Origin of the sequence: Actinomadura oligospora ATCC 43269 (assembly GCF_000518265.1) — a bacterium.
Taxonomy (GTDB): domain Bacteria; phylum Actinomycetota; class Actinomycetes; order Streptosporangiales; family Streptosporangiaceae; genus Spirillospora; species Spirillospora oligospora.
This window is the reverse complement of record NZ_JADG01000012.1, coordinates 60603-73780: the sequence shown is the minus strand read 5'-3', so window position 1 is coordinate 73780 and position 13178 is coordinate 60603. Positions and strand designations below refer to the sequence as shown.

The window sequence follows — 13178 nt, the reverse complement described above, 5'->3', positions numbered from 1 at the left end:
CCTCACGTTCATCACCGGTTGTCCCCGATGTTACGTGTGCAGACTACGGCCGGTTGAGCGCGCGATCATCTCCAGGGCGGTCCCGAGGACGGTGAGTTCCGCCTCGTCCAGGGTGGCGCGGGCGGTCAGCCGCAGGCAGGACCGGCCGTCCGGCACCGACGGTGGCCGGAAGCAGCCGACCTTGAGTCCGTTCTTGCGGCACAGGTCCCGGGCGTGCAAGGCGTCCTCGGGCGCCCCGAGGACGACCGGGACGACGGCCGCCGCCGGATCCGGGGTCGTCTCCAGGCCGAGGCCCACGGCGAGGGCCGCGATGCGGCGGGCGCGGTCGCGGGCCCGTCCGGGCAGGCCGGGCTCGGCGGCGAGGACGTCCAGCGCGGCGAGCGCGGCGCCCGCGGCGGCCGGGGTGAGGCCGGTGTCGAAGATGAACGCGCGCCCGGCGTCCACGAGCGTGCCGATCACCTCGGGCGCCCCGAGGACCGCGCCGCCCTGGGACGCCAGCGACTTCGACAGCGTGAGGGTGAGGACGACGTCGGGCTCCCCGGCGATCCCGGCGGCGTGCGCGGCGCCGCGTCCGCCGTCGCCGACCACGCCGAGCGCGTGCGCCTCGTCGATCACCAGCAGCGCGCCGTGCGCCCGGACGGCCCGGTGCAGCCCGGCGAGCGGCGCGACGTCGCCGTCCACGGAGAAGACCGCGTCGGTGACGACCAGCGCATGCGGTTCGTCACGTTCGGCGAGCGCCCGCTCGACGGCCGCCACGTCCCGGTGGGGGACGATGGCGACCCGTGATCGGGAGAGCCGGCAGGCGTCGACGATCGAGGCGTGGTTGGTCCGGTCGGAGATCACCAGGACGTCGCGTCCGCCGAGCGTCGCGACCGCGCCGAGGTTGGCCAGGTAGCCGGACGAGAACACCAGCCCGGCGGCCGTCCCGGTGAAGGCGGCGAGGCGGCGGTCCAGCTCGGCGTGCAGTTCGGTGGTGCCGGTGACCAGGCGCGATCCGGTCGCGCCCGTCCCGTACTCCCGGACGGCCGCGACCGCGCCCGCCACGAGCCGCGGGTCGCGGCACAGGCCCAGGTAGTCGTTGGACGCCAGGTCGATCAGCCCGTCGTGATCACCGTCCCGGGGGGACAGGTCGCGGCGCAGCCCGGCCGCGTCCCGCGCCCGCGCGTCCGCGCGCAGCCGGTCCAGCGGGTCGGCGCGCGGCCGGTCCAGTGCGTTCGCGCGTGGCCGGTCCGGTCGCGCGTCAGCACGCTGTCGCGCGAGTGGGTCGGTCGCGGTCGCCTGTTCGATGGTGCCCCCGGTCATGTCGGGCATCCTGCCAGGTCAGCGGCGAGTCCGGAGCACAGGATCGGTAGGCCATGATTGGAGAGTGCCTACCTTGACCGATCTGGTCCGCGATCACACCGACCTGACCGACGAGGACCTGGAGTGGCTGCACGCGCTGGTCTCCGACTGGCAGCTGCTCGCCGACCTGTCCTTCGCCGACCTGGTGCTGTGGGTCCCGCTGCGGTCGGACGCGGTGCTGCCCCCGGCCGACCGGCGGGGCCGTCCGCAGCCGCCCGGATCGGTGCCCGGCTGGGTCGCGATCGCGCAGATGCGGCCCACCACCGGCCCGACCGCCTACCCGGACGACCTGGTCGGCAAGGTCGTCCGCACCGGACGGCGCGGCCTGATCGACGTGGCCTGGCGGGAGCGCCGGATCGTCCGGGAGGGCGACCCCGAGTGGGGCAGCGGCATCCCGGTCCGCGAGGAGTCCATCCCGGTCCGGCGCGGCGCGAAGATGCTCGGGGTGATCCAGCGCAGCACGAACCTGTCGTCCGCGCGCACCCCGTCCCGGCTCGAGCTGACCTACCTGCAGAGCGCCAGCGACCTCGCCCAGATGATCGCCGAGGGCCGGTTCCCGGTGCCGGGGGAGGAGCCGAACCTGGTCCGCTCGCCGCGGGTCGGGGACGGCCTGATCCGGCTCGACCGGTCCGGGCACGTCACCTACGCCAGCCCGAACGCGCAGTCGGCGTTCCGGAGGCTCGGCCTAGCCACCGACCTGGTCGGCGAGTCACTCGGACGCGTCACCAACGACCTGTGCGACACCGGCGAGCCGATGGAGGAGGCCCTGACCGTCGTCCTGTCCGGGCGCGCGCCGCGTGAGGTCGAGGTCGAGGCGCACGGCTCGATCATGCAGCTGCGGACGATCCCGCTGGTCGTCGGCGGCAACCGGATCGGCGCGATCGTGCTCTGCCGCGACGTCACCGAGCTGCGCTGGCGCGACCGCGAGCTGATGACCAAGGACGCCACCATCCGGGAGATCCACCACCGGGTGAAGAACAACCTCCAGACCGTCGCGGCGCTGCTGCGGCTCCAGGCCCGGCGGCTGCGCATCCCCGAGGGCCGCGCCGCCCTGGACGAGGCCGTCCGGCGGGTCGGGTCGATCGCGATCGTCCACGAGACCCTGTCGCACACCCCGGACGAGCTGATCGACTTCGACGACATCGCGGACCGGGTGATCACCATGGCCGGGGAGGTGTCCACCCCCGAGTCCAAGGTCGCGCCGAGCCGCACCGGCAGCTTCGGGGTGCTGCCCGCGGAGATCGCCACCCCGCTCGCGATGGCCCTGACCGAGCTGCTGCAGAACGCGCTGGAGCACGGCCTCGCCAACCGCTACGGGACGCTGGAGGTGCGCGTCCGCCGGTACGGCGAGGGCGTCCCGGCCGCCGCGCAGCGCGGCATCCGGGTCTGGGGCGACTGGCCCGCCGACGAGCCGGAGGCGCCGTCCGGCGACAAGGGCGCGGGCGACGAGCCGAGCGGCCGCCGCCTCGTCGTGGTCGTCGCGGACGACGGCGTCGGGCTGCCCGCCGACTTCGACATGGAGGCCAGCAACAGCCTCGGCCTCCAGATCGTCCGGACGCTGATCGTCGGCGAGCTGGGCGGCAAGCTGGAGTTCCACGCCCGCGACGGCGGCGGCACCGAGGTCGTCGTGGACGTCCCGCTCGACCACCACCAGCGCCCGCCGTCCCCGCCACGCCCGTAGCGCCCCGACCACGCGCCTACCGAACCCCGCCCGCACGCCGGTCGACGCCGCCTGCGGGAGGGTTGGGGCCGGTCGCGGACTAGTTGGAGTCGATGGCGGCGAGGAGGTCGCGGAGCGTCTCCCGCTGCTCCGGGGACAGGGGCGCGAACAGGTCCTCGACGCCGCGGATGTGCGCCTCGCGCATGCGCGCGAGGGCCGTGCGTCCGTCCTCGGTCAGGACGACCCGGGTCGCGCGCCGGTTCTCCGCGTCGGGCTCGCGCCGGACGAGGCCGTCCCCCTCCAGGGCGTCCACGATCGTCGTCGCCGAGCGCGGCACGATGCCGAGCATCCCGGCCAGTTCGGACATGCGCGGCGGCTCGTCCCGCCAGCCGATCACGCGCAGCGCCCGCCCCTGCGCGGGCGTCAGCCCCAGCGGCGCGAGCCGGTCGGCCATCCCGCGCCGCACCCTCTTGGCCGCTCGCAGGAACAGTTCGCCCAGCTCGGCGCGGTCGCCCGGGGTGCTCTCCGACATGCTTCTGAGTTTATCTCACTGTTGCAGTGGAATAATTGTGAGCTAAGCTCAGTTAACCCGGGACACCGAGTCCCCGGAGAGGAGCCGCCCATGCCGAGCCCGACAGACCACCTCCCTCAGGACCCTTCGGCGAGCGCGTCGAGGAGTCACCGTCAGATCCTCCGGATCGTCCGCCTGTTCCGGCCGTACCGGGCCAGGCTCGCCGTCGTCGGCCTGCTGGTCGGCCTGTCCGCGCTGGTCTCGCTGGCCTCGCCGTTCATGCTGCGCGAGGTCGTGGACGTGGCGCTGCCCCGCGGCCGCACCGGCCTGCTCACGCTGCTCGTCCTCGGCATGATCGCCGTGTCCGTGCTGACCAGCGTGTTCGGCGTCCTGCAGACCTACATCTCGACCGCCGTCGGGCAGCGCGTCATGCACGACCTGCGCACCGCCGTCTACGCCCACCTGCAGCGGATGCCGCTGGCGTTCTTCACCCGGACCCGCACCGGCGAGGTGCAGTCCCGCATCGCCAACGACATCGGCGGCATGCAGTCCACCGTCACCCAGACCGCCACGCAGCTGGTCTCCAACCTGACCACCGTCGTCGCGAGCCTGGCCGCCATGCTCGCGCTGGACTGGCGGCTCACCCTCGTCTCGCTGCTGGTCCTGCCCGTCTTCGTGTGGATCAGCCGCCGGGTCGGCAACGAGCGCCGCCGGATCACCTCGGTCCGGCAGAAGCAGCTCGCCGCGATGTCGGCGATCGTCGAGGAGTCGCTGTCGGTCAGCGGCGTCCTGCTCGGCCGCACCATGGGCCGCTCCCGCGCGCAGACCGACCGGTTCGCCGCCGAGTCCGAGGGCCTGGTCGACCTGGAGATCCGCTCCAGCATGGCCGGACGCTGGCGCCAGTCGACGATCTGGATCGTCATGGCCGCCATGCCCGCGATCGTCTACTGGGCCGCCGGGATGACCGTCTCCCAGGGCCACCCGCTGGTCACCATCGGCACCCTCGTCGCGTTCACGACCCTGCTGACCGGCATGTTCCGGCCGCTGATGATCCTGCTCCAGACCGGCGTCGAGGTGCAGAGCTCGCTCTCCCTCTTCGACCGCGTCTTCGAGTACCTCGACATGGTCCCGGACATCCAGGAGTCCGAGACCCCGGTGAGCCTGCCCGGACGCGTCCGCGGCGAGGTCCGGTTCGAGAACGTCGGCTTCTCCTACGATCCCGACGCCGCGCCCGCCCTGCGCGACGTGGACGTGACCGTCCCCGCCGGGACCAGCCTCGCGGTCGTCGGCGAGACCGGATCGGGCAAGACCACGCTCAGCTACCTCGTCCCGCGCCTCTACGACGTCACCGAGGGCCGCGTCACCCTCGACGGCGTGGACGTCCGCGACCTGTCCTTCGCCGACCTCTCGGACGCCGTCGGCGTCGTCTCCCAGGAGACCTACCTGTTCCACGCGTCCGTCGCCGACAACCTCCGCTTCGCCAAGCCGGACGCCACCGACGAGGAGCTGGAGGCCGCCGCCCGCGCCGCCCGCATCCACGACCACATCGCCGCCCTCCCGGACGGCTACGACACCCTCGTCGGCGAACGCGGCTACCGCTTCTCCGGCGGCGAGAAGCAGCGCCTCGCCCTCGCCCGGACGATCCTGCGCGACCCGCCCGTCCTCGTCCTGGACGAGGCCACCAGCGCCCTGGACACCCAGACCGAGAGGGCCGTCCAGGAGGCCGTCGACGCGCTCTCGCGGGGACGCACCACGATCACCATCGCGCACCGCCTCTCCACCGTCCGCGACGCGGACCAGATCATCGTCCTGGCGCACGGCCGAATCGCCGAACGCGGCACCCATGATTCCCTGATGGCCGCCGAGGGCCCCTACGCCGCCCTCGTCACCCGAGACGATTCCCTGACCCCCGCCTAAGGCCGCGCCCTAAGGACACGGCCTATGCGGCGGCGCCTTTCCTTCGGAAAAGAATGAAGTGCGGTGGCGGGAAAGAAAAAACGCCGATCTTATGGGGGTCGGCCGCTTCCCTAAGGGGTGCGGACGGCCTCCACGAGACCGGCGTGATTCGTTTGTGCGGCGGGGGCCGTTCCGACCGGGAGGGGTTCGGCGGCCCTGAGCCGAGGCGGTGCTTCTCAGGCCGTGGCGCGGGCGCGGGCACGGGCGTTGCGGCGGCGCAGCGCGCGGCGCTCGTCCTCGCCCATGCCGCCCCAGACGCCCGAGTCCTGGCCGGACGCCAGCGCCCAGCGCAGGCAGGCGTCGGTCACGTCGCAGCGGCGGCATACCTGCTTGGCCTCTTCGATCTGCACGATCGCGGGCCCGGTGTTGCCGATCGGGAAGAACAGCTCGGGGTCCACGTCACGGCAGGCTGCCCGGTGGCGCCAGTCCATGCGTCCACTCCTTCGTCAGCGGTGGCGGAAGTCACTCCACTTGTGAACGGTTTCACATGTCGCGAACACCCCGGAACGGTCAAGGTTTCGTCAGGGGTGACAGTTCGGCGGCGCTGCGATCAGGTGGCTGCCTCATTGGGCCCCTGACTACCGGCGCGCTTTGAGCGTGTCAGGGGGGCGTGGACAGACGCAAGACCTCCGAGAAAGGTTTCTCGAAGTATGGGTGTCGCATGTGTCACACGGGTGGGTCGTTCGTGTGACTTTGTTGTTAACGGATCACCCGATCGGCATCAAATGACGATGCGTATCGCCTTCGGCACCGAACGGAACGTGATCCGTTCCACCTCGCCGAGATAATCGCCGTCCAGCTGGTAGGCCGTCGGATGGTCGGCCGTCACCGTGACCTGCGGCGCGTCGTGCACGTTCAGCACCTGCCGGCCGCGCACCGGACGCACCCGCGCGACGAACATCCCGGCCAGCGCGCCCAGCGTCGGAAGGACGGCCAGGGAACGCATCCCGAACACGTCCAGGCCCCGCGCGAAGTGCGCCTTGGGGCTCGGATTCACCGGGAACGGGCCCGCGTACGTCCACGGGGCCGTATTCGACACGAAGGCCAGGAACAGCTTTCCCTTGGCGCCGACCGGATCGCGTCCCGGCAGTTCCATCGTCAGCGCGGGACGCCGCCGGTCGGTGCCCGCGAAGAACCGGCGCAGCCCCGACCGGACGTACAGCAGCGGATCGGCCTTCGCGCCCGCCAGCCGCGCCCGCTCGACCTCCCGGATCACCTCCGCGTCCAGGCCGATGCCCGCGCAGAAGGTGAAGTACCGCTCCGAGCCGTCCGGGAGGACGGCCGCGCCGAGCCCGACCGTCCGGTGCCGTCCCGCCCGCAGGGCCGTCAGCACCTGCCGCGTCGCCGCCACCATGTCGTTCGGCAGGCCCAGCGCGCGGGCGAACACGTTCGCGCTGCCGAACGGCAGCACCGCCAGCGCGGGGAGGTCGTCGGACGGCCCGTCCCGCAGCAGCCCGTTGACGACCTCGTTCACCGTGCCGTCACCGCCGATCGCGATCACCAGGTCGAACCGCTCGGCGACCGCCCGGGCGGCCAGCTCGGTGGCATGGCCCCGGTGCCCGGTCTCGGCGGTCTCCAGGTCGAGGTCCCCGGCGAACGCCCGGACGAGCAGGTCACGGGCGCGTCGGCTGGTGGAGGTCGCCTTGGGGTTGGCGATCAGCATGGCGCGCACGGCGCAAGGGTACCGATCTCCCGCCCGGCACGCCTCGCCGCGGTCACCCCACACCCCGCACGCCCCACACCCCGGCCCCCCCGCGCGGAGGTCACGGAGGGCTCGTGGCGTCCCCGGACGGAGGCTCGCGCGGGCGGCCGGTAGGGTTTCGGGTTGTGTCGAAGCGTCCCAGCATCGTGACCGCCGCCGCCGCGCTGGAGGGGGCCGAGGGCCTCGCCGCCGTGGGCTTCGGGCTGTTCTCCGGCATCGAGACGGCCACCGGCGCGGCCGTGGACCCGACCAGCGCGGTCGCCGTGACCGTCCTGGCGCTCGGGGGAGGCCTCGCCATGCTCGGCTGCGCCCGGCTGCTGCTGCGCGGCGACAGCCGTGGCCGCGCCCCGATCGTCCTGACCCAGCTGTTCGCGCTGCCGGTCGCCTGGTCCCTCTGGCAGAGCGACCAGCCCGCCCTCGCGATCCCGCTCGGCGCCGTCGCGATCATCACGCTCCTGCTCGTCCTCAGCCCGCCGGTCACCGCCTGGATCAACCTCCAGGACGGCCGGGACGACGACGAGGACGACGCCGACACCGCCGAGGACGCCGACCACAAGGCCGGATCCGGCTCCTGACCCCTGACACGCGCGAGGCCCGGACGACACGGGGTCGGCCGGGCCTCTGAGGCGCGCGGATCACTCGTCCGCCGTCAGGCCCTCCCGCAGCTGGGCCAGCGTCCGCGCCAGCAGGCGGGACACGTGCATCTGCGAGATGCCCAGCTCGGCGGCGATCTGGGACTGGGTCATGTTGCCGAAGAAGCGCAGCAGCAGGATCTTCTTCTCCCGGGCGGGGAGCTTCTCCAGCAGCGGCTTCAGCGACTCGCGGTACTCCACGCCCTCCAGCGACTCGTCGATCATGCCGAGCGAGTCGGCGACGGCCGGGGCGTCCTCGTCACCGGAGTCGGGCGCGTCCAGGGACACCGTCGAGTAGGCGTTGGCGGACTCCAGGCCCTCCAGCACCTCCTCCTCGGTCATCTGCAGGTGCGCGGCGAGCTCGCTGACCGTGGGCGCGCGGCCCTCGCGCTGGGCGAGGTCGCTGATCGCCTTGGTCAGCGACAGCTTCAGCTCCTGCAGCCGGCGCGGCACCCGCACCGCCCAGCCCTTGTCGCGGAAGTGCCGCTTGATCTCGCCGACGATCGTCGGGGTCGCGTAGGTGGAGAACTCCACTCCCCGGCCGAGGTCGAACCGGTCGATCGACTTGATCAGGCCGATGGTGGCGACCTGGATCAGGTCGTCCAGCCACTCACCGCGGTTGCGGAACCGGCGCGCGAGGTACTCGACCAGCGGCAGGTGCAGCTCGACCAGCTGGTCGCGGATGCGCTGGCGCTCGGGGTCGCCCTCCGGCAGCTCGGCGAGCCGCTCGAACAGCGCGCGGGCACGCGCCCGGTCCGGCACCGCGCCTCCCTCGCGCTCGGTGCCCGAGTTGCCGGGGCTGTCGCCCGCGAGCGTGGTCCTGTTCTCCGTCACGGGGCCCCCGCAGCACCGCGGCGCTTCTGCAACGTCACGGTGACCCGGTCGTCGGCGCCGACCCGCGCGTCGACCTCGCCCGCCAGGGACGACAGGACCGTCCAGGCGAAGGTGTCGCGGCTGGGCTCCCGGCCGTCCACCGTGAGCACCGACACCGAGATCCGCATCGCGTCTCCGGAGAGCTCGAATTCGCAGGTCAGGTCGGTTCCCGGGACGGCCTGGGCGAGCAGCATCGCGCACGCCTCGTCGACCGCGATGCGCAGGTCCTCGATCTCGTCCAGGGTGAAGTCCAGACGCGCGGCGAGCCCCGCCGTCGCGGTCCGCAGCACCGAAAGGTAGGCGCTGTCGGCCGGCAGCCGGACGGTCACCACGTCACGCACGGACAACTTGGTACTGGCCGCCATGGCAGCGGTTTCCTCGGTCACGTCTCTCCCTCTTGGGGTGGTCCCGCTGTTTTCGAAACTACCGCTTGCGGAGCCCCTCCGGAGCGTCCGGCGCGCGGGTGGCCCACCGAACTAGGGGGCGAGGTGGTCGTTCACCCCGTAAACCCGGTCAAGAAGCGGTAAATCGCACACGCCTCAGCCCTTGGCGAGGCGCGGGAGGGTGTCGCCGGTGACGCGGTAGACCGTCCAGCCGTCCTGCGGGCGGGCGCCGATCGACTCGTAGAAGCCGATCGCGGGGGCGTTCCAGTCGAGGACGGACCACTCGACGCGTCCGTAGCCGCGCTCGTCCGCGATCCGCGCCAGCTCGGAGAGCAGGGCCTTGCCGAAGCCGTGGCCGCGCGTCTCCGGCGAGACGTAGAGATCCTCCAGGTAGATGCCGTGGCGCCCCAGCCACGTCGAGTAGTTGAGGAACCACAACGCGAAGCCGACCACTTCGCCCTCGTGCTCGGCGACGTGCGCGAAGACCTTCGGCTCCGGGCCGAACAGATCGCGGCGCAGGTCCTCCTCGGTCGCCTTGGCCTCGTGCGCCGCGCGCTCGTACTCGGCCAGGTCACGCACCAGGCGCAGGATCGACGGGACGTCCTCGGAACGTGCTGCGCGAATCATGTCCCCAGGCTAGCCACACGGACGGCGCCGTTCCGAAAAGTCCGGGGACGTGCCGAGGCCCGTGCCCCCCAGCCGCAGGAGGGAACGGGCCTCGGTCAGGTCTTCAGCGGGGCTCAGCCCTGCTTGGTCTCCCAGAAGATCTTGTCGATCTGGGCGATTTTCTCGAGGAGCTTGTCGGCGACGGCGACGTCCATGCCGCCCTTGGTGCCGCCGGCGCCCGCGAGCTTGGTCGCCTCGTTGAACAGCGTGTGGAGCTGCGGGTACTTCTCGAAGTGCGGCGGCTTGAAGTAGTCGGTCCAGAGCACCCACAGGTGCTCCTTGACCAGCTGGGACCGCTGCTCCTTGATGCCGATGGCACGCGTCCGGAACGCCGGGTCCTCGTTGGCGTTGTACTTCTCGATGATCGCCTTGACGGACTCGGCCTCGATCCGGGCCTGCGCCGGGTCGTAGACGCCGCACGGCAGGTCGCAGTGGGCGGAGACCGTGGTCTTCGGGCGCAGAAGGTTGACCAGCACCTGCGTTCCCTTCCCTCGATATCGGATCATGCTCAGGACACCGACATTACCCTTGTGCGCGGCGGCGCGTTCGGCCAGGGCGCTCGGTCTTTGGACGTAGGTCCCGGCCGGTCCGGTCGGTCCGGTCCGGTCCGGCGCGCCGCGGGTGGCGGGTCGGCGGGCGGCGAGGCGAGGAGTGGCGATGCGGAAGCGGGCCGGACGCACGGCGGCGACGGCCGGGGCGTGCGCCGCGGGCGCGGGACTCGCGGCGCTGGCGTGGCGGCGCAGCGGGCTGCGCGCGGTCGCGGTGACCGGCGAGTCGATGCTGCCCGCGCTGCGCGCGGGGGACTGGCTGCTCGTCCGGTCGGGCGCGCGGGTCCGGGACGGCGACGCCGTCGTCGCGCGGCACCCATGGAACGAGGACCAGCTCATCGTGAAGCGGGCCGTCCGGGAGGAAGCGGATGGCTGGTGGCTGGAGAGCGACAACCAGCGCGCGCACGGACGCCAGGACAGCTGGGACTTCGACGCCGTCCCGCACGGGCTGGTGCTCGGCCCGGTCGTCGCGCGCTACTGGCCGTTCAGGCGCGCGGGCCTGCTCTCCCGCTCGGCACGTCCGCGCTGACCCCCGGCCGCCCGTCCGCGCCGACCTGAGGGCGGCTGCCGTCCACGCCGACTCGCGTCTGCCCGGACGCGTCCGTGTCGGGGTGGGTGGGGGCGTGTTCGGGGGAGCAGTGGTGGTGGGAGCGGTCCTTGGTGGTGTCGAGGAAGACGCGGCCGCAGCCGTCGGCGGGGCAGACGCGTAGGCGGTCGATGCCCTGTTCGGCGACCCGGACGGCGAGGCCCATCGCGGCGCGGGCCGCGTAGACGTCCGGGATCGCTCCGCCGTCGTTGACGTGCAGGTGCCAGCCGAGGTGGTCGTGCGCGGACAGCTGCGGGTGGACGGGATGCTGGATGAGCAGCTCGTTCAGCCGTTCGGCGGCGAGCTCGTGCTCGCCGGCGGCGGACGCGGCGAAGACCGCGCGCAGCTGGTCGCGCAGCTCGCGCATGGCGTCCAGGTCGCGTTGCCGCAGTGTGCCGCTCAGGTGCGGTCGCCCGGCGAGCAGGTCGCGGAGCCCGTCGAGGTCGCGCAGGGCGTCCCCGTCCGGCCGGTGCCGGCTGTTCACGAGCACGATCGCCAGGTCGGCGTAGGAAGCGAGGTCCACGTGCGCTCCTGCCGGAGTTGACCCGATGATGCGTTTCTCCCCTTTGCCGAGTATGGCACTTCGTTCGGCGGCCGGGACGGCGGAAAAGGGGAAATCATTCGGCGTTCACCGCTCCGAACCGGTGATTTGTTGGCCTCCCCACCCGGTCGCGACAAGATGTTCCGGAATTATGGTCGCGACCGGATCTCATAATGCGGACGGCCCGCTCTCGGGGGCGGAGAGCGGGCCGTGCGGGAAAAGGCGAGGTCAGGCGCGGGCGACCCCGTCGGCGCGGGCGGCGGCGGCCACGGCCGAGGTGACGGCCGGGGCGACGCGCGGGTCGAACGGGCCGGGGATCACGTAGTCGGCGGTCAGGTCGTCCCCGACGATCGCGGCGAGCGCGTCCGCGGCGGCGAGCTTCATGCCCTCGGTGATGGTGTGCGCCTGGACGTCGAACGCCCCCCGGAAGATCCCCGGGAAGGCCAGCACGTTGTTGATCTGGTTGGGGAAGTCGCTGCGGCCGGTGGCGACCACGCGGGCGTGCCGCCGGGCGACCTCCGGGTGCACCTCGGGCGTCGGGTTGGACAGCGCGAACACGATCGCGTCCTCGCTCATCCCGGCCACGCAGGACTCCTGGACGGTGCTGCCGGACAGGCCGATGAACACGTCCGCGCCGCGCAGCGCGTCCTCGGTGGAGCCGGTCAGGCCGGTCCGGTTGGTGATCTCGGCCATGCGCCGCTTGACCGGGTTCAGGCCGTCCCGGCCCTGGTAGATGAGGCCCTTGCTGTCGGACAGGGCGATGTCGCCGATGCCCGCCTCGAGCAGGATCTTCGACACCGCGATGCCGGACGCGCCCGCGCCCGCGACGACGGCGCGCAGGTCCGACAGGGGGCGGCCGACGAACCGGGCGGCGTTCTTCAGCGCGGCGAGCGCGACCACGGCGGTGCCGTGCTGGTCGTCGTGGAAGACGGGGATGTCGAGGGCGGCGCGCAGCCGGTCCTCGATCTCGAAGCAGCGCGGGGCGCTGATGTCCTCGAGGTTGATGCCGCCGAAGCTCGGCGCCATCCGGATCACGGTCTCGACGATCTCGTCGACGTCGGTGCAGTCCAGCGCGATCGGCACGGAGTCGACCCCGGCGAACTCCTTGAACAGCAGGGACTTGCCCTCCATGACGGGCATGGACGCGGCCGGGCCGATGTCGCCGAGGCCGAGGACGGCGGTCCCGTCGGTGACCACGGCGACCACCCGGGACGTCCAGGTGTAGTCGCGGGCGAGCTCGGGGTTGTCGGCGATCGCGCTGCAGACCCGGGCCACGCCGGGCGTGTAGGCGAGCGACAGGTCGTCGGCGTTGCGCACGGGGACCGAGGAGCGGACCTCGAGCTTGCCGCCCACGTGCAGGGCGAACGCCGGATCGTCGTTGAGCGAGGCGGTGGGTGTGTAGGGATGAGTGATGGGCTCGGCGGCCACAGCGACCCCTGTCAGAGTTTCGGCGATACGGACGATGCCGCCACGGTGGGCGCTGGTCTGGTGGCCAGGGCCGGTCGGGTGCATCTCGCGACGTACGGGGGTCACCCGTTGTCCGATTGTGCCACACGGGTCGCGGACGCCCGGGGAGTGGCCGGGATGGTCTCGGTCACGTGGCGACGTACCGTGTGAACTAGCTCACACAGGGTGAATTTACCCTGGTTCATCTGGATTTTGGGCGCTGCCTTGTTGTCCGATTGTTTCGGAGACTTAATCAAGGCCACAGGCAATATGCGCCAAAATGTGCCTTCCAACCCGGGCCGGGACGCGGTCCGACGAATCGACTTGGAGGGG

14 protein-coding genes are annotated in these 13178 nt (G+C 72.2%); 4 read left to right on the top strand and 10 right to left on the bottom strand.

Annotated features, from left to right (window positions below; translation table 11 throughout):
- Nucleotides 1–30: 30 nt before the first annotated feature.
- Nucleotides 31–1302, bottom strand: coding sequence for an 8-amino-7-oxononanoate synthase (locus tag P696_RS0120485; RefSeq protein ID WP_084337872.1), 1272 nt, complete (start codon nucleotides 1300–1302; stop codon nucleotides 31–33).
- A gap of 64 nt (nucleotides 1303–1366) precedes the next feature.
- On the opposite strand from P696_RS0120485, the gene P696_RS0120480 reads away from it, so the two are divergent.
- Nucleotides 1367–3022, top strand: coding sequence for a PAS domain-containing sensor histidine kinase (locus tag P696_RS0120480; RefSeq protein WP_026413789.1), 1656 nt, complete (start codon nucleotides 1367–1369; stop codon nucleotides 3020–3022).
- Nucleotides 3023–3101: 79 nt separating this feature from the next.
- On the opposite strand, the gene P696_RS0120475 is transcribed toward P696_RS0120480, so the two are convergent.
- On the bottom strand, nucleotides 3102–3533 hold the full coding sequence (locus P696_RS0120475) for a MarR family winged helix-turn-helix transcriptional regulator (RefSeq protein ID WP_034486027.1): 432 nt from the start codon (nucleotides 3531–3533) through the stop codon (nucleotides 3102–3104).
- 90 nt (nucleotides 3534–3623) lie between these two features.
- Here P696_RS0120475 and P696_RS0120470 point away from each other — a divergent pair, with 90 nt between their 5' ends.
- A complete protein-coding gene (locus P696_RS0120470; protein WP_026413787.1) occupies nucleotides 3624–5429 on the top strand; it encodes an ABC transporter ATP-binding protein in 1806 nt (601 codons plus the stop codon).
- A 215-nt stretch (nucleotides 5430–5644) separates the two neighbouring features.
- Here the strand turns inward: P696_RS0120470 and P696_RS0120465 are convergent, their stop codons facing one another.
- Together P696_RS0120465 and P696_RS0120460 are read right to left on the bottom strand one after the other, a co-directional pair.
- Nucleotides 5645–5899: a WhiB family transcriptional regulator gene (locus tag P696_RS0120465; RefSeq protein ID WP_026413786.1), complete on the bottom strand. Its 255-nt coding sequence runs from the start codon at nucleotides 5897–5899 to the stop codon at nucleotides 5645–5647.
- Between the two features lie 290 nt (nucleotides 5900–6189).
- The gene (locus tag P696_RS0120460) at nucleotides 6190–7140 is read right to left on the bottom strand and encodes a diacylglycerol/lipid kinase family protein (RefSeq protein WP_026413785.1); all 951 of its coding nucleotides are present in this window, start codon (nucleotides 7138–7140) and stop codon (nucleotides 6190–6192) included.
- A 155-nt stretch (nucleotides 7141–7295) separates the two neighbouring features.
- Here P696_RS0120460 and P696_RS46935 point away from each other — a divergent pair, with 155 nt between their 5' ends.
- The gene (locus P696_RS46935; RefSeq protein ID WP_051467932.1) at nucleotides 7296–7745 is read left to right on the top strand and encodes a hypothetical protein; all 450 of its coding nucleotides are present in this window, start codon (nucleotides 7296–7298) and stop codon (nucleotides 7743–7745) included.
- Between the two features lie 60 nt (nucleotides 7746–7805).
- On the opposite strand, the gene P696_RS0120450 is transcribed toward P696_RS46935, so the two are convergent.
- The 4 genes from P696_RS0120450 to sodN form a co-directional block, all read right to left on the bottom strand.
- Complete coding sequence (locus tag P696_RS0120450) at nucleotides 7806–8564, bottom strand: RNA polymerase sigma factor SigF (protein WP_026413784.1); 759 nt, start codon at nucleotides 8562–8564, stop codon at nucleotides 7806–7808.
- A gap of 68 nt (nucleotides 8565–8632) precedes the next feature.
- Nucleotides 8633–9061, bottom strand: coding sequence for an ATP-binding protein (locus P696_RS0120445; RefSeq protein ID WP_026413783.1), 429 nt, complete (start codon nucleotides 9059–9061; stop codon nucleotides 8633–8635).
- Nucleotides 9062–9214: 153 nt separating this feature from the next.
- Nucleotides 9215–9685 carry a GNAT family N-acetyltransferase gene (locus P696_RS0120440; protein WP_026413782.1) on the bottom strand — a complete coding sequence of 157 codons (471 nt, stop codon included), beginning with the start codon at nucleotides 9683–9685 and terminating at the stop codon, nucleotides 9215–9217.
- Nucleotides 9686–9798: 113 nt separating this feature from the next.
- Nucleotides 9799–10200, bottom strand: coding sequence for a superoxide dismutase, Ni (gene sodN, locus P696_RS0120435; protein ID WP_026413781.1), 402 nt, complete (start codon nucleotides 10198–10200; stop codon nucleotides 9799–9801).
- 181 nt (nucleotides 10201–10381) lie between these two features.
- On the opposite strand from sodN, the gene P696_RS0120430 reads away from it, so the two are divergent.
- On the top strand, nucleotides 10382–10801 hold the full coding sequence (locus P696_RS0120430) for a S24 family peptidase (RefSeq protein ID WP_245627745.1): 420 nt from the start codon (nucleotides 10382–10384) through the stop codon (nucleotides 10799–10801).
- Here the strand turns inward: P696_RS0120430 and P696_RS46930 are convergent.
- Nucleotides 10758–11381 (bottom strand): CGNR zinc finger domain-containing protein, encoded by a 624-nt coding sequence (locus P696_RS46930; protein ID WP_064744077.1) that lies wholly within the window; start codon nucleotides 11379–11381, stop codon nucleotides 10758–10760. The genes P696_RS0120430 and P696_RS46930 overlap by 44 nt on opposite strands.
- A gap of 246 nt (nucleotides 11382–11627) precedes the next feature.
- Nucleotides 11628–12827: an NAD(P)-dependent malic enzyme gene (locus P696_RS0120415; RefSeq protein ID WP_026413779.1), complete on the bottom strand. Its 1200-nt coding sequence runs from the start codon at nucleotides 12825–12827 to the stop codon at nucleotides 11628–11630.
- Nucleotides 12828–13178 lie beyond the last annotated feature (351 nt).

Excerpts from the sequence above, each read along its gene's own strand:
- P696_RS0120485 (WP_084337872.1), bottom strand. The coding sequence starts at position 1,302 with ATGACCGGGGGCACCATCGAACAGGCGACCGCGACCGACCCACTCGCG.
- P696_RS0120475 (WP_034486027.1), bottom strand. The coding sequence starts at position 3,533 with ATGTCGGAGAGCACCCCGGGCGACCGCGCCGAGCTGGGCGAACTGTTC.
- P696_RS0120470 (WP_026413787.1), top strand. The coding sequence starts at position 3,624 with ATGCCGAGCCCGACAGACCACCTCCCTCAGGACCCTTCGGCGAGCGCG.
- P696_RS0120465 (WP_026413786.1), bottom strand. The coding sequence starts at position 5,899 with ATGGACTGGCGCCACCGGGCAGCCTGCCGTGACGTGGACCCCGAGCTG.
- P696_RS0120440 (WP_026413782.1), bottom strand. The coding sequence starts at position 9,685 with ATGATTCGCGCAGCACGTTCCGAGGACGTCCCGTCGATCCTGCGCCTG.
- P696_RS0120430 (WP_245627745.1), top strand. The coding sequence starts at position 10,382 with ATGCGGAAGCGGGCCGGACGCACGGCGGCGACGGCCGGGGCGTGCGCC.